The 24,815-nt window shown below is 60.2% G+C and carries 24 protein-coding genes and 1 other annotated feature; of the genes, 22 read left to right on the forward strand and 2 right to left on the reverse strand.

What is annotated here, in order from left to right; genetic code table 11:
• Window positions 1–76 precede the first annotated feature (76 nt).
• The 3 genes from radA to pssA all read left to right on the forward strand — a co-directional run bounded on the left by radA (window position 77) and on the right by pssA (window position 3,442).
• A complete protein-coding gene (radA, locus tag KB449_RS00080; protein WP_282906440.1) occupies window positions 77–1,447 on the forward strand; it encodes a DNA repair protein RadA in 1,371 nt (456 codons plus the stop codon).
• A gap of 14 nt (window positions 1,448–1,461) precedes the next feature.
• Window positions 1,462–2,556 carry a DNA integrity scanning diadenylate cyclase DisA gene (gene disA, locus KB449_RS00085; protein WP_282906441.1) on the forward strand — a complete coding sequence of 365 codons (1,095 nt, stop codon included), beginning with the start codon at window positions 1,462–1,464 and terminating at the stop codon, window positions 2,554–2,556.
• Between the two features lie 145 nt (window positions 2,557–2,701).
• Window positions 2,702–3,442 carry a CDP-diacylglycerol--serine O-phosphatidyltransferase gene (pssA, locus tag KB449_RS00090; RefSeq protein ID WP_282906442.1) on the forward strand — a complete coding sequence of 247 codons (741 nt, stop codon included), beginning with the start codon at window positions 2,702–2,704 and terminating at the stop codon, window positions 3,440–3,442.
• A gap of 492 nt (window positions 3,443–3,934) precedes the next feature.
• Here pssA and KB449_RS00095 read toward each other — a convergent pair whose 3' ends face one another.
• Window positions 3,935–4,330 carry a DUF1573 domain-containing protein gene (locus tag KB449_RS00095; protein WP_277568438.1) on the reverse strand — a complete coding sequence of 132 codons (396 nt, stop codon included), beginning with the start codon at window positions 4,328–4,330 and terminating at the stop codon, window positions 3,935–3,937.
• 278 nt (window positions 4,331–4,608) lie between these two features.
• On the opposite strand from KB449_RS00095, the gene KB449_RS00100 reads away from it, so the two are divergent.
• From KB449_RS00100 to gltX, 4 genes are all read left to right on the forward strand, one after another.
• Window positions 4,609–5,709: a PIN/TRAM domain-containing protein gene (locus KB449_RS00100; RefSeq protein ID WP_434082540.1), complete on the forward strand. Its 1,101-nt coding sequence runs from the start codon at window positions 4,609–4,611 to the stop codon at window positions 5,707–5,709.
• A 167-nt stretch (window positions 5,710–5,876) separates the two neighbouring features.
• Window positions 5,877–6,581: a 2-C-methyl-D-erythritol 4-phosphate cytidylyltransferase gene (ispD, locus tag KB449_RS00105; RefSeq protein WP_282912701.1), complete on the forward strand. Its 705-nt coding sequence runs from the start codon at window positions 5,877–5,879 to the stop codon at window positions 6,579–6,581.
• Entirely contained in the window at window positions 6,578–7,057 is a 480-nt protein-coding gene (gene ispF / locus KB449_RS00110; protein WP_282906444.1) for a 2-C-methyl-D-erythritol 2,4-cyclodiphosphate synthase, read from the forward strand. The genes ispD and ispF overlap by 4 nt, the downstream gene beginning before the upstream one ends.
• Window positions 7,058–7,082: 25 nt before the next feature.
• On the forward strand, window positions 7,083–8,576 hold the full coding sequence (gene gltX / locus KB449_RS00115; protein ID WP_282906445.1) for a glutamate--tRNA ligase: 1,494 nt from the start codon (window positions 7,083–7,085) through the stop codon (window positions 8,574–8,576).
• 230 nt (window positions 8,577–8,806) lie between these two features.
• Here gltX and KB449_RS00120 read toward each other — a convergent pair whose 3' ends face one another.
• A complete protein-coding gene (locus tag KB449_RS00120) occupies window positions 8,807–9,982 on the reverse strand; it encodes an IS256 family transposase (RefSeq protein ID WP_282906446.1) in 1,176 nt (391 codons plus the stop codon).
• Window positions 9,983–10,867: 885 nt separating this feature from the next.
• Here KB449_RS00120 and cysE point away from each other — a divergent pair.
• From cysE to rpoB, 15 genes are all read left to right on the forward strand, one after another.
• Complete coding sequence (gene cysE, locus KB449_RS00125; RefSeq protein ID WP_282906447.1) at window positions 10,868–11,683, forward strand: serine O-acetyltransferase; 816 nt, start codon at window positions 10,868–10,870, stop codon at window positions 11,681–11,683.
• Between the two features lie 6 nt (window positions 11,684–11,689).
• Entirely contained in the window at window positions 11,690–13,093 is a 1,404-nt protein-coding gene (cysS, locus tag KB449_RS00130; RefSeq protein WP_282906448.1) for a cysteine--tRNA ligase, read from the forward strand.
• The gene (locus KB449_RS00135; protein ID WP_282906449.1) at window positions 13,090–13,575 is read left to right on the forward strand and encodes a Mini-ribonuclease 3; all 486 of its coding nucleotides are present in this window, start codon (window positions 13,090–13,092) and stop codon (window positions 13,573–13,575) included. Before cysS ends, KB449_RS00135 begins: the two co-directional genes overlap by 4 nt.
• 338 nt (window positions 13,576–13,913) lie before the next feature.
• A complete protein-coding gene (gene rlmB / locus KB449_RS00140; RefSeq protein WP_282912702.1) occupies window positions 13,914–14,717 on the forward strand; it encodes a 23S rRNA (guanosine(2251)-2'-O)-methyltransferase RlmB in 804 nt (267 codons plus the stop codon).
• Window positions 14,704–15,255, forward strand: coding sequence for an NYN domain-containing protein (locus KB449_RS00145; RefSeq protein WP_090117939.1), 552 nt, complete (start codon window positions 14,704–14,706; stop codon window positions 15,253–15,255). Before rlmB ends, KB449_RS00145 begins: the two co-directional genes overlap by 14 nt.
• Before the next feature lie 232 nt (window positions 15,256–15,487).
• Window positions 15,488–16,138: an RNA polymerase sporulation sigma factor SigH gene (gene sigH, locus KB449_RS00150; protein ID WP_282906450.1), complete on the forward strand. Its 651-nt coding sequence runs from the start codon at window positions 15,488–15,490 to the stop codon at window positions 16,136–16,138.
• A gap of 387 nt (window positions 16,139–16,525) precedes the next feature.
• Window positions 16,526–16,675, forward strand: coding sequence for a 50S ribosomal protein L33 (rpmG, locus tag KB449_RS00155; RefSeq protein WP_090117937.1), 150 nt, complete (start codon window positions 16,526–16,528; stop codon window positions 16,673–16,675).
• 20 nt (window positions 16,676–16,695) lie between these two features.
• Window positions 16,696–16,905: a preprotein translocase subunit SecE gene (secE, locus tag KB449_RS00160; protein ID WP_090117936.1), complete on the forward strand. Its 210-nt coding sequence runs from the start codon at window positions 16,696–16,698 to the stop codon at window positions 16,903–16,905.
• 26 nt (window positions 16,906–16,931) lie between these two features.
• Complete coding sequence (nusG, locus tag KB449_RS00165; RefSeq protein ID WP_282906451.1) at window positions 16,932–17,465, forward strand: transcription termination/antitermination protein NusG; 534 nt, start codon at window positions 16,932–16,934, stop codon at window positions 17,463–17,465.
• A gap of 108 nt (window positions 17,466–17,573) precedes the next feature.
• Entirely contained in the window at window positions 17,574–17,999 is a 426-nt protein-coding gene (gene rplK / locus KB449_RS00170; protein WP_090117934.1) for a 50S ribosomal protein L11, read from the forward strand.
• Window positions 18,000–18,107: 108 nt separating this feature from the next.
• Entirely contained in the window at window positions 18,108–18,803 is a 696-nt protein-coding gene (gene rplA, locus KB449_RS00175; RefSeq protein WP_277533364.1) for a 50S ribosomal protein L1, read from the forward strand.
• 49 nt (window positions 18,804–18,852) lie between these two features.
• Window positions 18,853–19,014 (forward strand) — a sequence feature (ribosomal protein L10 leader region).
• A gap of 64 nt (window positions 19,015–19,078) precedes the next feature.
• Window positions 19,079–19,582 (forward strand): 50S ribosomal protein L10, encoded by a 504-nt coding sequence (rplJ, locus tag KB449_RS00180; RefSeq protein WP_282906452.1) that lies wholly within the window; start codon window positions 19,079–19,081, stop codon window positions 19,580–19,582.
• Window positions 19,583–19,658: 76 nt separating this feature from the next.
• Window positions 19,659–20,018, forward strand: a complete 360-nt coding sequence (rplL, locus tag KB449_RS00185) for a 50S ribosomal protein L7/L12 (RefSeq protein ID WP_282906453.1) — start codon at window positions 19,659–19,661, stop codon at window positions 20,016–20,018.
• 81 nt (window positions 20,019–20,099) lie between these two features.
• Window positions 20,100–20,705, forward strand: coding sequence for a class I SAM-dependent methyltransferase (locus tag KB449_RS00190; RefSeq protein WP_282906454.1), 606 nt, complete (start codon window positions 20,100–20,102; stop codon window positions 20,703–20,705).
• Window positions 20,706–21,182: 477 nt separating this feature from the next.
• Window positions 21,183–24,725, forward strand: a complete 3,543-nt coding sequence (gene rpoB / locus KB449_RS00195; protein WP_282906455.1) for a DNA-directed RNA polymerase subunit beta — start codon at window positions 21,183–21,185, stop codon at window positions 24,723–24,725.
• Window positions 24,726–24,815 lie beyond the last annotated feature (90 nt).

Raw genomic sequence — 24,815 nt, forward strand, 5'->3', positions numbered from 1 at the left:
ACGGGTCCCGGACTTTAACCGGGGAGAGCAAGTGTGATACACTTCTAGTAACTAGCGAATTAATGAAGGGAATCCCATGGCCAAGCTGAAAATCAAGTTCGTCTGTACCGAGTGCGGCACCGAATCGCCCAAATGGATGGGCAAGTGCCCGGGATGCGGCGCCTGGAACACGATGGTGGAGGAAGCCGAACAAGTCGTCAAGGCGAACGTCGGCCGCAGCAGCGAGCTGACCCGGACGAAAGAAAAGGCCCAGTCCATCATACACATAGAAAGCGGAAAGGAACCCCGGATCCCGACGGGAAACGGGGAGCTTAACCGCGTGCTCGGCGGCGGGCTCGTGCCGGGCTCGCTGCTGCTCGTCGGCGGCGACCCCGGCATCGGCAAGTCTACGCTGCTGCTGCAGACGTCGAACGCGCTCGCGGGCAAGGGGCTGACCGTGCTGTACGTGTCAGGGGAGGAATCCGTCCGTCAGACCAAGCTTCGCGCCGACCGGCTGGGCGCGCTAAGCGAGCGATTGTTCGTGCTTTGCGAGACGAACCTGGACCTCGTGGAGCAGTCCATCGAGGAAGTGAAGCCGGACTTTCTCGTCATCGACTCGATTCAGACCGTCTATCGTCCAGACGTTCCTTCAGCGCCGGGCAGCGTCGCGCAGGTTCGCGAGTGTACCGCCCAGTTCATGCGCATCTCCAAGCAGGGCGGCGTCGCGACCGTGCTCGTCGGCCATGTCACCAAGGAAGGCGCGATCGCCGGCCCGCGTCTGCTCGAGCATATGGTCGACTGCGTGCTCTACTTCGAGGGAGAACGCCATCATTCTTACCGGCTGCTTCGCGCGGTCAAGAACCGCTTCGGCTCGACCAACGAGATCGGCATCTTCGATATGTCGGAGGACGGTCTGCGCGAGGTATCCAATCCGTCCGAGCTGTTCCTCACCGAGCGTCCGCTCGGCGTGTCCGGCTCGACGGTCGTCGCGAGCATCGAAGGGACGCGGCCCGTGATGGTCGAGCTGCAGGCGCTCGTCGCGCCGACGCACTTCCCTTCGCCGAGGCGCATGTCCTCGGGATTGGACCATCATCGGATATCGCTGGTCATCGCGGTACTTGAAAAACGTATGGGCATGTTTTTTCAAAACCAGGATGCATACGTTAATGTCGCCGGCGGCATCAAGCTGGACGAACCGGCAGCCGACCTGGCCGCTGCTGTCAGCCTGGCGTCGAGCTTTCGCGACCTGCCCACCAAGCCCGACGACGTCGTCTTCGGCGAGGTGGGCCTTACGGGAGAAGTGCGGGCGGTCTCCCGCGCCGAGACGCGCGTCAAGGAAGCGCTCAAGCTCGGCTTCAAGCGGGTCATCCTGCCCGAAGCGAGCATGAAGGGCTGGCAGGCGCCCGCCGGGATCCGGCTGGTGCCGGTCAAGTCCGTAGCCGAAGCGCTCAAGGCGGCATTGGAATAGGGGGAAGAGATCGCGTGACGAAGGAGATCAAAGACAAAGAACGCGAGCAGCAGGACGTCATGAACCAGCTGCTCCGGATGGTCGCGCCGGGCACGCCGCTGCGCGACGGACTCGAGAACGTGCTTCGCGCCAAGACCGGCGCGCTCATCGTCGTCGGCTACGGCCCGGAGGTCATGGAGGTCGTCGACGGCGGCTTTTCGATCAACTGCGACTTCAGCCCGAACTACCTGTACGAACTCGCCAAGATGGACGGCGCGATTATCCTGAGCGAGGACGCCAAGCGCATTTTGTATGCCAATACGCAGCTGATCCCCGATTCGTCGATCTCCTCGATCGAGACCGGCATCCGGCACCGTACTGCCGAGCGGGTGGCGAAGCAGACCGGCCAGCTGGTCGTTTCTATTTCCCAGCGGCGCAACATCATCACGTTGTACCAAGGGCAGTTGCGCTACGCACTCAAGGATATGGCCGTTATTCTGACGAAGGCGAACCAGGCGATCCAGACGCTCGAGCGGTATCGGGTGGTCTATACGCAGACGCTGACGGATCTGTCTGCGCTGGAGTTCGAGAACCAGGTGACGATGCATGAGGTCGTCTACGCCCTGCAGCGCGCCGAGATGGTGCTGCGTATCCGGATGGAGATCAAGCGTTACGTGCTCGAGCTGGGCAACGAAGGGCGACTGATCAACATGCAGATGGAGGAGCTGGTCGGCAACGCCGATGAAGAAGCGCGTCTTCTGCTCAAGGATTACGCCAAGGAAGCCTCAGAGGAGCGCATACGCGAGATTCAGCACGCCCTCAAAAAGCTGAGCTCCGACGAGCTGCTGGATTCGGTGCTGATCATCCGGATGCTCGGCTACCTGTCGCTGAGCGCCGTCGCGGAGGAAGGGCTGCCGTCCCGCGGCTACCGGATTCTTGGCAAGATCGCGCGACTGCCGGCCGTCATTATTCACAATCTCGTCGATCGCTTCGGCGCGCTGACGCATATTGCCCAAGCCTCGATCGAGGACCTGGACGAGGTCGACGGCATCGGGGAAGTACGCGCCAGAGCGATTCGGGACGGACTGAAGCGGATCCGGGATCAGGTGTTCATTGACAGACAGATTTAGGCATCATACAATGGGGAATGTTGCCTGCGGAGACGATATCTGCATCCGCTCGCACCCGGCTCTTAGACTAGCCCGGCCGGGTCCATGCCGACTCGTGCGTTGGCGACAGGTCCGATCGGGTATAGTAAAGTAGAGGTGAAGTCCAATGTTTGCGAAGTCATTGCCGAACCTGTTCACCATAGGCAATTTATTTTTGGGCGTATTATCGATCATATTGGCGTTTAACGATCGCGCGGACGGCGCGGCCTTGCTTGTCATCATCGCCATGCTGCTCGACGGGCTCGACGGCCGGGTAGCCCGGGCGCTGAACGTCCAGAGCGAGTTCGGCAAGGAGCTGGATTCGCTGTCCGACGTCATCTCGTTCGGCGTCGCGCCGGCCTTCATCATGTACCAGGCCGCATTCACCAACGTCAATCCGGCGCTCGCGTGGATCATCACCGCCATCTTCCCGATCTGCGGCGCCTTGCGGCTCGCCCGCTTCAACGTAATCGAGGGCATTCCCGGCTACTTCATCGGACTGCCCATTCCGGCAGCCGGCGGCGTGCTGGCGACGCTCGCGCTTTTTCACAACGATCTGCACGTGTATCTGCTGCTCGTCGCCACGCTGGCGCTTTCCTTCTTGATGGTCAGCAGCCTGAAGTATCCGAACTTCAAGAAGCTCGGCCTGCCCAAGGCCGCGATTTGGGCCGTACCGCTCGTCGTCGCCGCTGCGGTGATCCTGGCGTTCATGTTTCCGCACGCGATCCCGAACTTTATCCTTGTGATGCTGCTGCTGTACGCGCTCTGGGGCCTAAAAAAAAACGTTGAGCGTATGTTCTCCGGCGCCTACAAGCGCCTGCGCCGCAAACGCCGCAAAAACGAGGAGCGTCCTCGCCGCGGCGCGTAGGTGCCGTGTGAGCCGCCTCGAGGGTAAAACAAAAGCCGTCCTTCGCCATATTGGCGCCGGACGGCCTTTTTAGTAAATTCAGAAGTTATACATTTGGCGGGTTGAAAAACCTGCATTTTTACATGCATTTTCACCGTCTCCCTACCCTTCGCAACATACCTGCAAATGTGCAGGTAAATGCAAAGCGCAGCCCAGAAAACGGGCCAATGAAGGATAATACCTGCGTTTTTGCATCTTTTCTTCTCGGATGGATAGAAATCGGACAAATTAGATGTATATTTGCAGGCATTGCGGCGAAGAAACGACGGCGGACCACCGGACCGACCCACCGGACCGCACCTCCGGACCGACTCACCGGACCGCTGTCGCATAGGCGATCGGCAGGCGTTCCGCACCAATTAAGTTTCGGATGTCCGCCAGCCTAAAAAAAGAGACCGCCAGGGCGATTTTCCCTGACGGATTCTCTTAGCTTGCGCAGACGCTGCGCCTGATCTAGGTCAGGTTAAACCATCCGAGCGTGCTGCACTTTTCCGATTCCTTGGTGACGACTTCCTCCAGGTTGACGCCAAGCAGATTGCAATAAGCGGACAGATAGAACAGGTTCTTGCCCATCTCGGAACGAATGATGTCGGCACATTGCTCGCAGAGCTCGCCCGTCATGTGGGACTTGGTCTGGCGCTTGGCCTCGTCCAGTTCCAGATCGGGGGAGAAGCCTTGCTGCTTGGCGCTCAGCTCGATGCATCCGCATTCGGTGATGGACTTGGATACAGCCCGGTTGACCGAAGCGTTCGACTGACTGTACTTGGTCATGACATCCAGCAAGCTGCGGTGACGTAGCAGAAGCTCAGACACCTGCTCCTGAAATTCCTGCAGTGTTGGCGCGCTCATTCCATCCACCTCGGGTGCCCGTATTGGCGTTGCTTAGAACTCATTATAGAACAAGGGGATCGGTATTACAAAACGAAAACGATGGACGCCGCGCATCCGTGCGAATAAGCGTTGAGGCAGTCCGGTCCATTCTGTGCGTACTCCGGTTAGCTGCGAGCGCTCCTGTCAAAAGCGCTTGAGCCTGCGCATTCGCTTTCCGCTCCCGAGACAGGATTAATCCGTCTGAATTTGGACCATACTGGTAGCAAATCAGGTTATTCTTGGGAGTGATTCTTATGTTGATGAAACGATTGATACAAGCTTTCGGGCTGCTGGCAGGCCTTGCGATCGGACAAGGCTTCGCGTCCACCGCCGGCACGTCCGGCGGCGGGACGTCCTGGATGGGCGGCGCGCTCGGCACGGCGGCGTACGGCGGAGGCATCGGCGCATACGCGACCTGGATCGGCGCCGCGCTGGGGCTGCTCCTCGCGACGGCTTGCGCGGGCCCGCTGTCTGAGCTGATGCGCAGAGGCGTCGACCGGCTGGCGGGCATGCCCGCCACGCAGTTGATCGCGGGGCTCGCTGGCGGCGGTACGGGACTTGTGCTTGCGATGCTGCTTATGCCGTATCTGAGTGCGGTGCCGCGGGTAGGCGCGCTGCTCTCCGCGGCGGCGGCGCTGGCGTTCGCCTATGCGGGAACGCATATCGGTCTGCGCAAGCAGGAGGAGGTGGCGGGCTGGGGTGCCGACCGGCGCAAGCCGGAGCCGGCGGCGGAGGACGCGCCCAGATTCGAGGAGCACAAGATTTTGGATACGAGCGTCATTATCGACGGCCGCATTGCCGACATTTGCAAGACCGGATTTATCGAAGGCACGCTGGTCATCCCCGAGTTCGTGCTGGAGGAGCTGCAGCATATCGCGGATTCGTCGGACCTGCTCAAGCGCAACCGCGGCCGCCGGGGGCTCGACATCCTGAACAAGATTCAAAAGGAACTGGACGTAAAGGTGTTGATCTACGAAGATCCGGGCGACGAGACCGGCGAGGTCGACAGCCGTCTCGTGAAGCTTGCGAAGGCGATGCGCGGCAAGGTCGTCACCAACGACTTTAATCTGAACAAAGTATGCGAGCTGCAGGGCGTATCCGTGCTGAACATCAACGATCTGGCGAATGCCGTCAAGCCGGTCGTGCTGCCGGGAGAGGAGATCGTCGTGCAGGTCATCAAGGACGGCAAGGAGCACGGGCAGGGCGTTGCGTACCTTGACGATGGCACGATGATCGTGGTGGAAGGCGGGCGCGACTTCATCGGCACGACGATGGAGGTGCTCGTGACGAGCGTGCTGCAGACGTCGGCGGGACGGATGATCTTCGCGAAGCCGAAGCTGCTGGAGCGGGCTCTGTAAAAGGGGCGCTTTGTGCCGACCTCTTGGAAAATGAACGCCGACCGGGTATGATGGAAGGGTATACGGGCGGGACCCGCTGGGTCCCGTCCTTCTTCACGGTTGCGGACGGCGCGGCGTTTTTTAGGCTGCCTGCCCGCGATCATGCCAAGGCGAAAGAGGGCGTGGACATGGATTGGGGAGCGGTCATCGTCGCGGCGGGCAGCGGCAAGCGCATGGGCGCCGGCATGAACAAGGCGTATTTGCCGCTGGACGGGCGCCCGGTGCTGGCGCATACGCTGGAGGCTTTCGAAGCTTGCGGCGCGGTGAGCGAGATCGTGATCGTGGCGGCGGCGGGCGAAGAAGCGCAGGCCGAGGCGCTCGCGCGCGAGCATGGCATCCGCAAGCTTGCGGCCGTCATCCCCGGGGGCGCCGAGCGGCAGGACAGCGTGTACGCCGGACTGGCGGCGCTGCGCGCCGAAGGCGCGCTAGTCCACGACGCGGCGCGGCCGCTCGTGACGCCGGAGCGGATCGCGGCCTGCTGCGCCGCGGCGGAGGCGAGCGGCGCTGCGGCGCTTGCGGTGCCGGTCAAGGACACGATCAAGCTGTCCGACGGCGGCGGGATGATCGTGTCGACGCCGGAGCGCAGCCTGCTGTGGGCGGTGCAGACGCCGCAGGCGTTTCGCCGCGCGGAGCTGATGGACGCGCATGAGCGCGCGCGAAGCGAAGGCGCCGCCGCGACGGACGACGCGATGCTGCTGGAGCGGCTCGGCCGCAAGGTGGCCATCGTGGAGAGCGATTATGCCAACTTGAAAATAACGACGCCGGAGGACCTGCCCATCGCTGAATTGCTGCTGGAACGGCGCCGGCGCGACGGACTGGAGCGAAACGGATGATTAGAGTCGGACAAGGCTTTGACGTGCATCAGCTGACGGAAGGGCGCGCATGCATCATCGGCGGCGTGAACATTCCATATGAAAAGGGACTGCTGGGCCACTCCGACGCCGACGTGCTGCTGCATGCGATCAGCGACGCGGTGCTCGGGGCGTTGGCGCTCGGCGACATCGGCAAGCATTTTCCCGATACGGACGAGGCCTTTAAGGACGCGGACAGCGTCGTGCTGCTCGAGCGGGTATGGGCGCTCGCGACGGAACGCGGCTACCGGCTCGGCAACGTCGACGCGACGATCATCGCCCAGGCGCCCAAGATGGCGCCGCATATCCCTGCGATGGTCGAAGTGATCGCGCGCGCGCTCGGGGGAGCGGCCGATCAAGTGAACGTGAAGGCGACCACCTCGGAGCGGCTCGGCTTCACGGGCCGGGGCGAGGGGATCGCCGCGCAGGCGGTCGTCTTGCTCGCGAAGGAAGCATAAGGACGGGAACGGGAGGAGCACGAACATGAGCAACGGACAATCCGGCAAGGTCAGGGTTCGCTACGCGCCGAGCCCGACGGGGCATCTGCATATCGGCAATGCGCGCACCGCTATTTTTAATTACTTATTCGCGCGCCACCATGGCGGGGACTTCATCATCCGCATCGAGGACACCGACGTCAAGCGCAACGTCGCGGGCGGCGAGGAGAGCCAGCTGACCTATCTCAAGTGGCTCGGCGTCGACTGGGACGAGAGCGTGGACCGGCATGGGGATAACGGGGATTATGGTCCGTACCGGCAGACCGAACGTCTGCATATTTACGACGCGTACACCAAGCAGCTGCTGGAGCGCGGGCTCGCTTACCGCTGCTACGCGACCGAGGAAGAGCTCGAGGCGGAGCGCGAGGAGCAGCTCGCGCGCGGCGAGACGCCGGCTTATTCCGGCAAGTACCGCGATATTACGAAGGAGCATGAGGAGCAGCTGATTGCGGAGGGGCGTATTCCGGCGATCCGTTTCCGCGTGCCGGCAGGCCGCTCGTATACTTTCGACGATCTGGTCAAAGGCGAGATAACGTTCCGTTCCGAGGATTTCGGGGACTTCGTCATCGTCAAGCGCGACGGCATTCCGACGTACAACTACGCGGTAGCGGTGGACGACCACCTGATGGCGATCAGCCACGTGCTGCGGGGCGAGGACCACATCACCAACACGCCGCGCCAGCTCATGATTTACGAGGCGTTCGACTGGGAGCCGCCGGTGTTCGGCCACATGACGCTGATCGTCAACGAGAGCCGCAAGAAGCTGTCCAAGCGCGACGAGTCGATCGTCCAGTTTATCGAGCAATACGACGGTCTCGGCTATTTGCCGGAGGCGCTGTTCAACTTTATCACGCTGCTTGGATGGTCGCCGGAAGGTGAAGAGGAGATCTTCACCCGCGAGCAGTTCATCGAGATCTTCAAGGCGGAGCGGCTGTCCAAGAGCCCGGCCGTATTCGATACGGTCAAGCTTAACTGGATCAACCAGCATTATCTGAAAAACGTATCGCCGGAGCGTTTGCTCGAACTGTGTCTGCCGCACCTCAAAAAGGCGGGCCGCATCGCCGAGCAGCCGGACGAGCGGGAGATGGCCTGGGCCGCGGCGCTCGTGACGCTGCTGCGCGAGCATCTGCGCTATGGCGCGGAGATCGTGCCGCTGTCCGAGCTGTTCGTCCGCGAGCGGATCGAGGTCGACGACGAGGCGCGCGAAGTGCTGGCCGATCCGCAGGTGCCGACGGTGCTGAACGCGTTCGCGGGACAGATCGAAGCCGCCGGCGAAGAAGGCTTCACGGTCGATGGCATGAAGGCGCTAATCAAGGCGGTGCAGACGGAGACCGGCGCCAAGGGCAAGGGCCTGTTCATGCCGATCCGGGTGGCGCTGACCGGCCAGATGCACGGGCCGGATCTGAACGGCACGATCTGGCTGCTCGGCCGCGACCGGGTGCTCTCGCGGCTGCGCGAGACGGCCGCTTCGCTCGGCTGACCGCAGGCCGCAGGGGCGGCTGCCGGCGAGCCGGGGGCTGGCATTATAGAATGGAGCGGCGTTTTAGCTGAGTATAGGGAGTGGGAAGAGATAGCGGCACATTTTGCCGCTATCGGCTTCGGAGGCAGGTAGTGTCAAGAAGTTTGTGTAAGTAGGTCTCTTCATCGGAATTGCACAGCCTATTATAGTTGTACGAGTGGAGAGCACAGCCCAAGCGAAGGCGCGGGAGGCTATTGCCCTTCGTATCGGTCGCGGTACATTTTCTCAAACGCAGCCTTCGTATCCACGTCGACGAAGCCTCGGATCGCTCGGCCGCACCATTTGTCGTTGTAGTCCGTGGCCTGCAGGTAGATGATCTTCTCCGCGGCTTCGATGTTCGTGAGGCTGTTCATGGGCTTTAGGCGTTTGCGCAGCTCCTTGTTCATTCGCTCGATCGGGTTGGACGTGTAGATGGCAGCCCAGGTTAAGGGCGGATACTTGTAGAAGGTCAGCAGCGTCGGCAACTGGTCTTCCCAGGACTTCACCTCCTTGGGGTACTGCTTCTTCCACTTCTCCTTGAACCCGTCAAACACGGCACGAGCCACATCGCCGTCCACGGCCGTGTATACCTGCTTCAAGTCCGTCAGGAATTCGATCTTGTCAGCTGTACGGATCTTGGGGAAAGTCGCCCGCACTTTGTGCACAACGCAGTGTTGGACGTCGGCCTTCGGGTACATCTCGCGGAACGCTTCCTCAAGCCCCGGCAGGCCGTCGAACACGCCGACCAGCACATCGGTAGCGCCGCGCTGCTTGAGGTCTTTAAGTACCTCTCGCCAGCCGTTTGCGCTCTCGTAACCGCCGACGTAGAAGCCGAGGATTTGCCGTCTGCCATTCTCGTCGATGCCCATGGCTAAATAAACGGCTTCGCTGCTGACCGTATCGCGCCGCAGCTTCACGTATAGGCCGTCCAGGTAGATCACCGAGTCACGTTTCTCCAGCGGGCGCTTCTGCCACTGCTCGATGTCTTCCATGACGGTCGCCGTGATGTTGCTGATGGTCGTTGGCGAGTATTGTGCGCCGTACATGCTCTCGATGAACTTCGCCACTTCGCGCGTGCTCATGCCGCCCTTGTACATGTGGATGATGGCCTCTTCGAGCCAGTTCTCCCGACGGTGGTACGGCTCGAACAGGCGTGTCTGAAACAAGCCCTTCCGATCACGCGGAACACGCAGCGCCCGGATCGTACCGAAGCGCGTCTCAAACGTGCGTTTGTAGTGACCGTTTCGGCTGTTGCGCAACTCCGGCTGCTCGACGGTGAAGTAATTGCTCATCTCTTCGCGGAGCAAAAGCTCCAGCTTTTCCTGGACGAGCTGGGTCATCGATTTTTCCAGTAGATTTTGAAATGCATTTTCGGGTATAGTAGTCACTGAGTAGGGCTCCTTCTTGGTGGTGTCGCAATCCCGAGAATACCCTACTTTTTTTGTGCTTTCTAGCCCAAAAACTGGTACACAAACATTTATACATCATCCGGAGGCAGGTAGTGAGGAAGAGATAGCGGCACATTTTGCCCCTATTGGCTTCGGAGGCAGGTAGTGGAGAAGAGATAGCGTACCTTTTTGCCGCTACCGGCTTAGAAGGCAGGTAGTGGGGAAGAGATAGCGAACCTTTTTGCCGTTACTGGCTTCGGAGGCAGGTAGTGGAGAAGAAATAGCGAACCTTTTGGTCGCTAATTGGCTTCGTAGGCAGCGTGCAGTGACGCTTGACCGGTCCTGTGCGTCGCTTCCGGGCCCGGTGCCCTTGCGTTGTAGAACGCTGGCGGACGACAATTTCAGCCCACGCTTCGCTCATGCCCGCCCGAGCCCTCTTGCCACCTGCCGGACGTTGCACTATACTTGCTGTAATAGCGACGAACAGGAGAGTACGCCACGACGAGGAGCGGCCAGAGAGGACTGTCTAGGGTGAGAGCAGTCTCGTATCCGACGTGGGGGAAATGCGCCTGGGAGCCGCAGCGCCGAGCGGAGCGCCGGACGTCGCCGATTCGATTCCATCGATTCGGGCGGCCGGCAAGCTTGCGTTAGGCGTTGCCGGGGGGCCCCGTTAACGGCCGCAATGAGACGGGCGATTCGCCGCGCCTTGCTGGAAGAGCAAGAGCGCCGATCGCGCCAAGCAGAGTGGGACCGCGTCCGTAGACGCCTCTGCAGCGAGAGCTGCGGAGGCGTCTTTTTTGCGTACGGAACGCACCGCCGCGCAGCTCCCGCGATTGTACCGCATCCTTCGGTCATTATGGCAGCACACATCAAGGGGGGAAGAACATGGGCTTCTGGGAGACGGTGCGTTCCGATGTAGAAGCGGTGTTCGAAAACGATCCGGCGGCCCGGAGCCGGTTCGAGGTCATTTTCACGTATTCGGGGCTGCATGCCATCTGGGCGCACAAAATCGCGCACGGTTTCTTCAAGAGGAGATGGTTTACCGCAGCACGCGTCATTTCGCAGGTGAGCCGGTTCATGACCGGCATCGAGATCCACCCCGGCGCGAGGATCGGCCGCAAGCTGTTCATCGACCACGGGATGGGCGTCGTCATCGGGGAAACCTGCGAGATCGGAGACGAGGTCGTCATCTACCAGGGCGTCACGCTCGGCGGGACCGGCAAAGAAAAAGGCAAGCGCCACCCGACGATCGGCAACCGCGTCGTCATCGCTTCGGGCGCCAAGGTATTGGGTTCGTTCAAAGTGGGCGACAATTCCAATATAGGCGCGAATTCGGTCGTGCTTCGGGAAGTGCCTCCGGACAGCACGGTCGTCGGCATTCCGGGGCGCGTCGTCAAGCGGGGCGGACAACGGATCGGCGACCGCCTCGACCATACGAATCTGCCGGACCCGGTCATCGAGACGTTTCGATTCATGCAAAAGGAAATCGACGATCTCAAAGGCGAGCTGGAGCATCTGAAGCGGGAGCGCAGCGGGTACTTCGATCCGCCGCCGCTCAAGCTCAAGGCCAAATGCGACTCGGCAACCGACAGCGGCGACGGCCAGCCGGCCGAAGGCGATGCCGCGCCAGGGGGCGACCGCGAGCGCCAGGCGGAACCCGTTTATTCTTCCACCCGTTCAAGAACATCAAAGGAGCCATAATCGACCATGACCCTTCGCATTTACAATACGCTGACCCGAGAGGCCGAAGAATTCGTGCCTCAACAGCCCGGCCAAGTCACGATGTACGTATGCGGACCGACCGTATACGGGTATATTCATATCGGGAACGCACGCCCCGTTATCTTCTTCGACGTCGTGCGCCGGTACATGGAGCATATCGGCTACAAGGTCAATTACCTGACCAATTTCACCGATGTCGACGACAAGATGATTCGGCGCGCGGAAGAGATGGGCATCACGGTACCCGAGCTCGGCGAGCGCTTTATTCAGGCGTTCATTGAGGATACGACCGCCCTCGGCGTCGTTCCGGCCACGCAGAATCCGCGGGTGACGGACACCATTCCGGAGATTATTTCGTTTATACGGACGCTTGAGGAAAAGGGCTACGCCTACGAGAACGGCGGAGACGTCTATTACCGGACCGCGCGATTCCCCGACTACGGCAAGCTGTCGCACAAAAACCTCGCTGATCTGCAGTACGGCATTCGGATCGAGGTCGACGAGCGCAAGGAAGCGCCGCAGGACTTCGTCCTCTGGAAGGCGGCCAAGCCGGGCGAGATCAGCTGGAGCAGCCCATGGGGCGAGGGACGTCCGGGCTGGCACATCGAATGCTCGGCAATGGTGCTCAAGTACGCGGGCGAGACGCTCGACATCCACGGCGGAGGCAACGATCTGCAGTTTCCGCACCACGAGTGCGAGATCGCGCAGTCCGAGGCGTTGACCGGCAAGCCGCTCGCGCGCTATTGGATGCACAACGGCTTCGTTAACATCGACAACGAAAAGATGTCCAAATCCATCGGCAACGTGGTCAATCCGCGCGAGCTATTGCAGAAGACGAGTGCGCAGGCGATCCGCTATATCATGCTGACCGGGCACTACCGGAGTCCGATCAACTTCAGCGAGGAATCGGTGGCCCAAGGCGAAAACAGCGTTCAGCGGCTCGCCAACGCGCGCGACAACCTGAAGCACCGCCTGTCTTCCGTCTCCGAGCTGGTGCCGGCCGATCCTTCGGTAGCGCCGAGGCTCGCGCAGTTCCGGGCGGCGTTCGACGCCAAGATGGACGACGACTTCAACACGGCAGACGCGATCACGGTGTGGTTCCAGACGGTGTCCGACGCCAATACGTATCTGAAGCGCGATGCGGCCTGCGCGGCGGATATCCACGCGTATCTCGCGCTCATCGCGGAGTTCGACCGGGTGCTCGGTCTGCTGCCGCCGGAGGCGGGCGCCGAGCTGCTGGACGCGGAGGTCGACAGCCTGATCGCCGAGCGCGCAGACGCCCGCAAGCGCCGCGACTTCGCGCGGGCGGACGAGATTCGCGACCTGCTGGCGGACAAGGGGATCATCCTCGAGGATACGGCCCAAGGGATGCGGTGGCGCCGGAAATGACGGAGCTTCGCGCGAATGTGTCGACGCTGCCGGTCATCGCGCCTGAACTGCCGCCGGATCAGCCGGTCAACCTGCTCAATCCGATCGTGCTGGCCTACGTGGGCGACGCGGTGTTCGAGGTGTATATTCGTCAACGGCTGATCGCTTCGTCTTCGCGCAAGCCGCATGAGCTGCACAAGGCGGCCACCCGGTACGTATCGGCAGCCGCACAGGCGCGGCTGCTGGCGCGGTGGGCGCCGCTGCTGACGGAGGAGGAGGCCGACATCGCGAGGCGCGGACGCAACGCCAAGTCGGGATCGCCTCCGCGCAATGCGGATCCGGGCGATTATCGCCACGCGACCGGTTTGGAGTCGCTGGTGGGCTATTTGTATTACCGGGGGGAGCGGGACAGGCTCGAGCAATTGATCGGGCTGGCCTTCGAACCTGAAGAAACAAAGCCGGAGGGGTCGGCGCGACCCGGGCGAAAGGAAGAGACGACATGAGCAGCAATCGCAGCAATCGCCCGGGAGGACCGGGGAAAACGGACCGTCCGGCACGTGGCGCGGGAGGGCCGTCCGCCTTTGGCGGTACGGCGGCAGGGCGCCGTCAAGCGGAAGGCCGTTCCGGCGGTCGGGACGAGGAGCGTTCGGCCGATCGGCGCGCATCGGACAGGCCGGGAGGCGCACGCAAGCCCGCAGGGGGCGGCTACAAACCCGGCTTCGCCGGGGAACGCAGGGACGGGGCCGGACAGCAGGCGTACGGCCGCCGGAACGAGGCCGAGGCTGCAGGGCGCGAGACGCGCATACGCGTATCGGCCTATGAGGACGAGTCGGCCGATGCCTTGTCGGCGGACGATGGGCAGGACGAGGGCGAGCATTACCTGGCCGGCAAGCACCCCGTGCTCGAGGCGCTCAAGGCCGGTCGCGCGCTCAACAAGATCTGGCTCTCTAACCAGGCTCAGAAGAGTCTCGTTCAGCCGATTTTGGAAGAAGCCAAGGGCCGCGGCGTTGTGGTCCAATACGCAGACAAGCGCAAGCTGGACAGCCTTGTGCCCGGCATCCAGCATCAAGGGGTCGTGGCGCAGGCGGCGGCGGTATCGTACGCCGAGCCCGAAGAGCTGCTCGCACGGGCGGCCGAGCGCGGAGAGGCGCCCCTGATCGTGCTGCTCGACGAGGTCGAGGATCCGCACAACCTCGGCTCCATCCTGCGGTCGGTCGACTGTACGGGGGCTCACGGCGTCATCGTGCCCAAGCGCCGCAGCGCGAGCCTGACGGCCGTCGTGGCCAAGACGAGCGCGGGCGCGGTCGAATACGTGCCCGTCGCGCGGGTGTCCAACCTGGCGCAGACGATCGACCGGCTGAAGGAAGCCGGCGTCTGGATCGCCGGAGCGGCCGGCGAGGCGAAGGCCGACGTCTACGCGACGGACCTGACCGGGCCGATCGCGATCGTCATCGGCAGCGAGGGCAAGGGCTTGTCCCGCCTCATCCGCGAGAAATGCGATTTTCTGATCTCACTGCCGATGTTCGGCAAGCTCAACTCGCTCAACGCCTCGGTCGCCGCGGGCATCATCCTCTACGAAGCCGTGCGTCAGCGGCTCGCGAAGCGCGGCGGCGGTCCGGGCAAGGGCGGCCATGCTTCGCCGTGAGGACGTCCTCATCGTCGACGGCTACAACATGATCGGCGCGTGGCCAGAGCTGGACCGCCTGAAGGCGACCCGGCTGGAGGACGCGCGCGACAGGTTGCTCGACATGCTGGCGGATTACCAGGGATATCTGGGACTGAAGGTCGTAGTCGTATTCGACGCATTCCGCGTGCCCGGAGCAGGCGCCAAGCTCAAGCAGCATCGGCTCGGCGTCGTATACACCCGCGAGAAAGAAACGGCGGACGAATGCATCGAACGGCTCGTCGGCGAAGTGACCTCGGTTCGGCGGGACGTATACGTCGCCACTTCCGACCAGACGGAGCAGCACGTGGCGTTCGGGCGCGGCGCGCTGCGGCTGTCCGCGCGCGAGCTGCTGCTCGCGGTGGAAGAGAGCCGGCGCGAGATCGGCAAGACGATTCGCAAGGCGCCGCCTCCCAAGCGTAATCCGCTGGGTGGGGTGCTGAGCGACGACGTGGCGCGGGTCTTGGAGCAGTGGCGACGGGGCGAGCGTGCGTCCGACGATTCGGGCGGCAAGTCCTAGGCCGGGAGTCGAGCGGGACCTGTCTCCCTCCGCCGCTCGGGCGATCGTTGCGCCCGATATAGGCTGCAAGTCCGTTCGCCAAAACGCAAACAAATGTCCGCATTCCCCGGAAGCCTTGAATTATAAGGGTTTTCTTCATTGACGCTATGGGGTACATCAAGTATATTGGTAATAGTTTGGTAGCTAGATCCAGTGCATATCCTGGAATGTCTTGAAGCCGGAGGGATGACCCGTGAGCGTCGACGTGAACGAGCTTGCAACATATGAATACGACTTCAAGACCGACGAGGATATCGTAGAGTCGGTACGCGCGGGCGATTCCGAGGCACTGGAGTATCTGATCAATAAATATCGCAATTTCGTCCGGGCGAAGGCCCGTTCTTATTTTTTGATCGGCGCGGAGCGCGAGGACATCGTTCAAGAGGGCATGATCGGCCTGTACAAGTCGATCCGCGACTTCAAGGGGGACAAGCTGGCCTCCTTCAAGGCGTTCGCGGAGCTGTGCATCACGCGTCAGATCATTACCGCGATCAAGACGGCGACCCGGCAGAAGCATATTCCGCTCAATTCCTACGTTTCGCTGGACAAGCCGATCTACGACGAGGACTCCGACCGTACGCTGCTGGACGTCATCTGCGGCTCGCGCGTATGCGATCCGGAAGAGATGATCATCAACCAGGAGGAGTTCTACGGTCTCGAGGACAAGATGTCCGAGATTCTGAGCGATCTGGAACGCAAGGTATTGATGCTCTATTTGGACGGGCGCTCCTACCAGGAGATCGCCGTCGACCTCGACCGCCACGTCAAGTCCATCGACAATGCGCTTCAGCGCGTGAAGCGCAAGCTGGAGCGATACCTGGAAGTCAGGGATATCGGTCTGTAGGTCGACCGGAACCGTCAGCTATATAGCAGAACGTACAGAGGCAGCGCCGGACGGCAGGCTGCTTTTTTCGTTTTTGCAGCCGCCGCGTTGGTTGGATCGGGTTTAAACAATGCTTCCGGTGGGCTAGAATAATAGAGAGCTCTGTGGCCTCGGAGTCTTAAGAACGTCCCGCGACCGACGCCCGTACACGATTGTCAAGCTTTCTCGTTGACATTGCCTATGGGCTATGATAAATTACTTTAGTAACCTTAAGGTGGAGTTTTATGCGCAGCCCTGAATATGGTGTGATACGCCAGGTGTCGTTGTCGTACGTAACGGCTTAGGCGTATTAACCCGGATTCAATGTCTTTTTTTTTGTGATCTGGCACAGCCCGGGAGGTGGAACAGATGCGGGTAATCATCACCCTCGCTTGCACGAACTGCAAGCAGCGGAATTATGCGACGACCAAGAACAAGCGCACGCACTCCGATCGCATCGAACTGAAGAAGTTCTGCAAGTTCTGCAATGAGCACACGGCTCATCGCGAGACGCGCTAAGCTCTAGGAGGTTTTGGGACGTGACTTTCCTGGCCAAAATGAAACAGAGCTTTGGGTCCTTTACTTCGTTCTTTGCCGATAGTTGGAGTGAACTGAAGAAGGTCCGCTGGCCCAAACGTAAAGAGTTGATCAGCTACACGCTCGTCGTGATCGTGACGGTCGTGATCGTAACTATTTACTTCTGGGTGCTGGACGTCATCATTTCGCGCTTGATCGACCTCGTCATTTAACGCGGAACCCAAAGGTGGCTTTTCCGATGGAAAAAAGATGGTATGTAGTACACACGTACTCCGGTTACGAGAACAAGGTTAAGGCGAACCTGGAGAAGCGCGTGGAATCGATGGGCATGCAGGACAAGATTTTTCGCGTGCTCGTGCCCATGGAGGAAGAACTCGTCAACAAGGACGGCAAGAAAAAGACCGTGATGCGCAAGGTGTATCCGGGCTACGTCCTCGTCGAGATGATTCAGACGGACGATTCCTGGTACGTGGTCCGCAACACGCCCGGCGTTACCGGGTTTGTCGGATCGACCGGATCGGGATCGAAGCCTACGGCCCTGCTGCCCGAAGAAGTGGATCAGATTCTGAAACACATGGGCATGGAGGAGCCGAAGCCGGTCATCGACTTCGAATTGAAGGAGAATGTCCGCGTCAAGGTAGGCCCCTTCGCGAACTTCGTCGGGTCGGTCGAAGAGATCCTTCACGACAAGAGCAAGCTGAAGGTGCACGTCAACATGTTCGGCAGAGAAACCCCGCTTGAGCTGGATTACACTCAGGTGGAGAAGATATAATAGTCTGGCGAATGGGGGCGTTCGCGCCGCCGCTCGCAGGTTTCTGGATTTGAGCGGGAGGGACCAAGCATCCCGTTATACCGCATTTTGAGCTGGAGGTGCAACAACATGGCAAAAAAGGTCATTAAAATGGTCAAGCTGCAGGTGCCGGCCGGCAAGGCTAACCCTGCGCCGCCTATCGGTCCCGCACTGGGTCAAGCAGGCGTTAATATCATGGCCTTCTGTAAGGAATTCAACGCGCGTACGGCTGACCAAGCCGGCCTGATCATTCCGGTCGTCATCACCGTATTCGAAGACCGTTCCTTTACGTTCGAGACGAAGACGCCGCCTGCGGCAGTACTGCTTCGCGTCGCTGCTGGCATTCCGAAGGGATCCGGCGAGCCGAACAAGAAGAAGGTCGCTACCGTTAAGCGCGCGAAGGTTCGCGAGATCGCCGAGCAGAAGATGCAGGATCTCAACGCGGCATCCGTCGAAGCGGCTATGCGTATGGTCGAAGGCACGGCGCGCAGCATGGGCGTCGTCATCGAAGACTAATCACAGCGGACCTGATATAGGGATCGCGATCGCGCTTCGGACCGTCCTTGGGACGAAGGGCGAAGTGGGAGGAGACTTCCGTTACTACCACACAAGGAGGAGAACTACATGGCTAAGCACGGCAAGAAGTACCAAGAAGCCGCCAAGCTGATCGACCGCGACGCAACGTATGAAGCTGCGGAAGCGATCGAGCTTGTGAAGCAAGCGGCCAAGGCTAAGTTCGACGAATCCGTCGAAGTAGCCGTCCGTCTCGGCGTCGATCCGAGAAAGCAAGATCAGAACGTACGCGGCGTCGTCGTCCTGCCTCACGGCACGGGCAAGACCCAGCGCGTGCTTGTATTCGCCAAGGGCGATAAGCTTAAGGAAGCCGAAGCCGCTGGCGCTGACTATGTCGGCGACACGGACCTCATCAACAAGATCCAGCAGGGCTGGTTCGAATTCGACGTCTGCGTAGCGACGCCGGATATGATGAGCGAAGTCGGCAAGCTCGGCCGTATCCTCGGCGGTAAGGGCCTCATGCCTAACCCGAAAGCCGGCACGGTTACGAACGACGTAACCAAGGCGGTCCAAGAGATCAAGGCCGGTAAGATCGAGTACCGTCTGGACAAGGCAGGTCAGATTCACGCTCCGATCGGCAAGGTATCCTTCGATTCGGCGAAGCTCGCCGACAACCTGAAGGCCCTGGTCGACGCGCTGAACCGCGCCAAGCCATCCGCTGCTAAGGGCGTATACCTGAAGAACATCTCGATCTCCTCGACGATGGGCCCGGGTGCGCGTCTGAACGTTTCGGCATACCGTCTCTAATCGCCAGCTTTTGGCGGTTGACAGACCGAGTATGGACGTGTTACTTTAATCAAGTTGAATATTGATACCGTAGACCGTAGGTGCCGCGAGGCTTAATTTCCTACCGAGGTGTGTGCATACATTCGTTACCCGTCCTTGCCTTGCAGGGATGCGTAAGATTAATGTAACGTCATGCCTCCGCGATGTCTGCGGGGGCATTTTTAATGCCTTCGTGAAGGCCAATAGCCTTATAGACGATCGATACGGTGAAGTCCTACGACCAGGAGGTGTACCAAATGGCAAATGCAAAGATTATCGAAGCCAAGCAGCAGGAAGTCGAAGCGATCGCCGCCAAGCTGAAGTCCAGCGCGAGCACGGTCGTTGCCGATTACCGCGGCCTGAACGTCGCTCAAGTCACGGAACTTCGCAAGCGTCTGCGCGAAGCCGGCATCGAATTCCAAGTGTTGAAGAACTCGCTCGTCAGCCGCGCTGCGGCTAGCGTCGAGCTGAGCGACCTGGATGCCGTCCTGACGGGTCCTACCGCTGTAGCGTTCAGCTCTACGGACGTCGTTGCCGCAGCGAAGATCCTGAACGACTTCGCTAAGAAGAACGATGCGCTTAAGCTGAAAGGCGGCGTCATCGAAGGTCGCTTTATCGACGCTGCTCAAGTCAAGGCACTGGCTGATCTGCCTTCCCGCGAAGGTTTGCTCTCCATGCTCCTCAGCGTCCTGCAAGCGCCGATCCGCAACTTCGCGCTGGCCGTCAAGGCTGTCGCCGAGAAGAACGAAGCAAGCGCATAAGTCGAACGCCTCGGTTTTCGGGGCGCGCGAATTGACTTTCCACCAACAAATTATCTAATTTAACGGAGGTACTACCATGAGCAAAGAGGCCATCTTGGAAGCCATCAAAGGCATGAGCGTCCTGGAACTGAACGACCTGGTCAAGGCAATCGAAGAAGAATTCGGCGTAACTGCCGCTGCACCTGTTGCAGCTGGCGCAGTTGCAGTAGCTGAAGTTGAAGAGCAAACTGAATTCGACGTTATCCTGCTCGAAGCTGGCGCTTCCAAGATCAACGTCATCAAGGTTGTTCGCGAAATCACGGGTCTCGGCCTGAAGGAAGCGAAGGACGTTGTCGACAACGCTCCTAAAGCTGTTAAAGAAAAAGTGGCTAAGGACGAAGCTGACGCTGTTAAGGCTAAGCTCGAAGAAGCCGGCGCTAAGGTCGAAGTTAAGTAATCTAGCTTAACAATCGAATCGCAAACCCCTTGAAGCTTGCTTCGAGGGGTTTGTGCATGTTTGTGCAGAGGGGACGAGGAGATGGCTGACCACTACTATACGCAGCAGCCCAGCGCGCGCAGCGACCGCAAAAAAATCGAGGCCGTTCTGCGGGGGCAGAAACTTCAGTTCGTCTCCGACTCCGGCGTGTTCTCGCGAGACGGGGTGGACTACGGCAGCCGGGTGCTCATTGAGCATATCGAATTGAAGCAGCAGGATCGCGTGCTTGACGTAGGTTGCGGCTACGGTCCGATCGGCTTGACGTCGGCCCGCCTCGTGCCGCGAGGACATGTGACGATGCTTGACGTGAACGAACGCGCCGTTGCACTGAGCCGGGAAAACGCCGCGCTCAACGGTATAGGCAACGTGGACATTCAAGTTAGCGATTTGTACGAAGCGGTGAACGGCAAGACGTTCGATGTCATCTTGTCCAATCCGCCGATTCGGGCAGGCAAGGCGGTCGTGCACCGCATTCTCGAGGAGGCGCCTGCGCATTTAAATCCCGGCGGATCGCTCTGGATCGTCATTCAGAACAAGCAAGGCGCGCCGAGCGCGAGAGCCAAGCTTGAAGCATGCTTCGGAGAAGATCAGGTGAGCGAAGCGGGCAAAGACAAAGGGTATCGCGTGTACCGGGCGGTCAAGGCTTAAGAGAAGGCGGCTTTACCGCCGTAGCATGCGGTCTCAGGTCCGATGCCATATTTATAGCCCCAGTGCGCGCTGCAAGTGAATTTCGCGTCTGAAAATCGCGTTTGACCTGAATAGGCGGTTGTGTTACTATTAGAAGATGTCAGATTTAAGATGGGCTAGTTGTCTGTATGTAAAGAAGTTATTCGATTAGCGCCATTCAGAGGAATAAAAATACGCCGATTGGCGTATATTGGGTGAATGGGCTGGATATGTGTGCCATTGTGCCTCCGTTTGGGGCATAGGGGCTTTTATTTGTTTGCCGCTGTGATTTTGTATGCACATTGCGCATGTTGCGTCCTCCCGCTGTTATTTTACCCACTTTCCGCGTTTTATCATAACCGCAGGGTTCTCCGCGGACGGCTGCCTCTGCTAGTGCTGGAGAGAGGATCTCGCTCCGCTACCATATGCTTCACAGTAGACTGAAGGGGTGAGGATAAGTTGGCAGGACATCTTGTTCAGTATGGTCGCCGCACCAGGCGCAGTTATGCCCGCATTCATGAGGTGCTGGACATCCCGAACCTGATCGAGATCCAGCAGCAATCGTACCAGAAGTTCCTGGACGACGGGCTGCGCGAGATCTTCCAGGACATTTCTCCGATCTCGGACTTTACGGGCAACCTCGTGCTCGAGTTCGTCGATTACAGCCTTGGAGAGCCGAAGTATTCGGTCGACGAGTCCAAGGAGCGCGACGTGACTTACGCGGCTCCGCTGCGCGTCAAGGTTCGCCTGCTCAACAAGGAGACGGGCGAAGTCAAGGAACAGGAAGTGTTCATGGGCGACTTCCCGCTCATGACGGAGACCGGCACGTTCATTATCAACGGCGCAGAGCGCGTCATCGTCAGCCAATTGGTACGTTCGCCTAGCGTCTACTACAGCACCAAGATCGACAAGAACGGCAAGAAGACGTATACCGCAACGGTCATTCCGAACCGCGGCGCTTGGCTCGAGCTCGAGACGGACGCCAAGGACATCATCTACGTACGTATCGACCGCACGCGCAAGATTCCGGTAACCGTGCTGCTTCGCGCGCTCGGATTCGGCATGGACGCCGAGATTCTGGACTTGCTCGGTCAGGACGAGTTCATCCGCAATACGCTCGAGAAGGACAACACCGACTCCACCGAGAAGGCGTTGATCGAGATCTACGAGCGCCTGCGTCCGGGCGAACCCCCGACGCTGGAAAATGCGCGCAGCCTGCTTATCGCCCGCTTCTTCGATCCGAAGCGTTACGACCTGGCTAATGTCGGCCGCTACAAGATCAACAAGAAGCTTCATATTAAAAACCGTCTGTTCAACCAGCGTCTCGCGGAGACGCTCGTCGATCCGTCGACCGGTGAGATCATCGCAGAGTCGGGACAGGTCATCGACCGCCGTCTGCTCGACCAGATCCTCCCGATGCTGGAGAAGAACGTCGGCTTCAAGAACTACCGCGTCACCGGCGTCAACGAGGCGGAGGACATTCCGCTGCAGAGCATTCTCGTACACTCGCCGGTAGAAGAAGGCAAGGTCGTCAAGATCATCTCCAACGGCATCATCGACAAGTCGGTGAAGCACATCACGCCGGCGGACATCATTTCGTCCATTAACTACTTCATCGATCTGCTGCACGGCATCGGCAGCACCGACGATATCGACCACTTGGGCAACCGTCGTCTGCGTTCGGTCGGCGAGCTGCTGCAGAACCAGTTCCGCATCGGCCTGTCCCGGATGGAACGCGTCGTGCGCGAGCGGATGTCGATCCAGGATCAGAACGCGATCACGCCGCAAGCGCTGATCAACATTCGTCCGGTTATCGCAGCGATCAAGGAATTCTTCGGCTCGTCGCAGCTGTCGCAGTTCATGGACCAGACGAACCCGCTTGCCGAGCTGACGCACAAGCGCCGTCTGTCCGCGCTCGGTCCGGGCGGTCTGACGCGGGAACGCGCAGGCTTCGAAGTGCGTGACGTTCACCCGTCCCACTACGGCCGCATGTGTCCGATCGAGACGCCTGAAGGTCCGAACATCGGTCTGATCAACTCGCTGTCCACGTTCGCGAGGATCAACGAGTACGGCTTCATCGAAGCGCCTTACCGCAAGGTCGATCACAGCACGGGCGTCGTCACCGAAGAGATCGTCTATATGACGGCCGACGAAGAAGACAACTACATCATCGCCCAAGCGAACGCCCAGCTCACGGAAGAGGGCAAGTTCGCCGACGATATGGTCATCGTTCGTTACAATAAGCAAGCGGACAACATCCTGACGATGCCGAGCGACCGCGTCGACTACATGGACGTATCGCCGAAGCAAGTCGTGTCCGTCGCGACCGCGATGATCCCGTTCCTCGAGAACGACGACTCCAACCGCGCGCTGATGGGTTCGAACATGCAGCGTCAAGCTGTACCGCTGCTCGTGCCGGATTCGCCTTATGTCGGCACAGGCATGGAGCACAAGGCTGCGAAGGACTCGGGCGTCTGCATCGTCTCCAAGCACGACGGCGTTATCGAGCGCGTCACGGCCAACGAGATTTGGCTGCGCCGCATCGAGCTGCTCGACGGCAAGGAAGTCAAAGGCGACGTCATCAAGTTCAAGCTGCAGAAGTTCATGCGTTCGAACCAAGGCACTTGCATCAACCAGCGCCCGATCTGCCGCAAGGGCGACATCGTCAAGAAGGGCGACATCCTCGCCGACGGTCCGTCCACGGATACCGGCGAATTGGCGCTCGGACGCAACGTCGTCGTCGCGTTCATGACGTGGGAAGGCTACAACTACGAGGATGCGATCCTGCTCTCCGAGAAGCTCGTGAGAGAAGACGTCTACACCTCGATTCATATTGAGGAATACGAGTCCGAAGCGCGCGACACCAAGCTCGGTCCGGAAGAAATCACGCGCGATATCCCGAACGTCGGCGAAGACGCGCTCCGCAACCTCGACGAGCGCGGCATCATCCGCGTCGGCGCCGAGATCAGCGCGGGCGACATCCTCGTCGGCAAGGTCACGCCGAAGGGCGTTACCGAGCTGACCGCGGAAGAGCGTCTCCTGCACGCGATCTTCGGCGAGAAGGCGCGCGAAGTGCGCGACACCTCGCTTCGCGTACCGCACGGCACCGACGGCATCGTCGTCGACGTGAAGGTATTCACGCGGGAAAACGGCGACGAGCTGCCGCCGGGCGTCAACCAGCTGGTGCGCGCTTATATCGCGCAAAAGCGGAAAATCTCCGAAGGCGACAAGATGGCCGGCCGCCACGGCAACAAGGGCGTTATCGCGCGCATCCTGCCGGAGGAAGACATGCCGTTCCTGCCGGACGGCACGCCAGTCCAGGTCGTTCTGAACCCGCTGGGCGTACCGTCGCGGATGAACATCGGTCAGGTGCTCGAGGTTCACCTCGGCATGGCCTGCCGCTATCTCGGCATTCGCGCCGCGACGCCGGTATTCGACGGCGCGCGCGAGCACGACGTGTTCGACACGATGGAAGAAGCCGGCATGCAGCGCAACGGCAAGACGAAGCTGTACGACGGCCGCACGGGCGAACCGTTCGAGCGCGAAGTCACCGTCGGCGTTCTGTATATGATCAAGCTCGCGCACATGGTCGACGATAAGATCCATGCGCGCTCCACGGGCCCGTACTCGCTCGTCACGCAGCAGCCTTTGGGCGGTAAAGCCCAATTCGGCGGCCAGCGTTTCGGGGAGATGGAAGTTTGGGCGCTCGAAGCTTACGGCGCTGCCTATACGCTACAAGAAATTCTGACCGTGAAGTCCGACGACGTCGTCGGCCGCGTGAAGACGTACGAATCGATCGTTAAGGGCGAGAACGTCCCTGAGCCGGGCGTGCCGGAATCGTTCAAGGTCTTGATCAAGGAGCTTCAGAGCCTTGGCATGGACGTGAAGATTCTGTCGGGCGACGAGCAGGAGATCGAGATGAGAGAGAGCGACGACGAGGACGATACGACCGGCGATAAGCTGAACTTGAACCTGGAAGGCTCAGAGGTCAGCGCCGAGTAATACCGACAGGATCTGGACGGGACTCGTGCGTAACCGCATGGATCCCGGCCGGACCATCGCCGACTAAGCAGCACGAGATCGTCACGACCG

This window comes from Cohnella hashimotonis, assembly GCF_030014955.1.
In the GTDB taxonomy this organism is placed as follows: domain Bacteria; phylum Bacillota; class Bacilli; order Paenibacillales; family Paenibacillaceae; genus Cohnella; species Cohnella hashimotonis.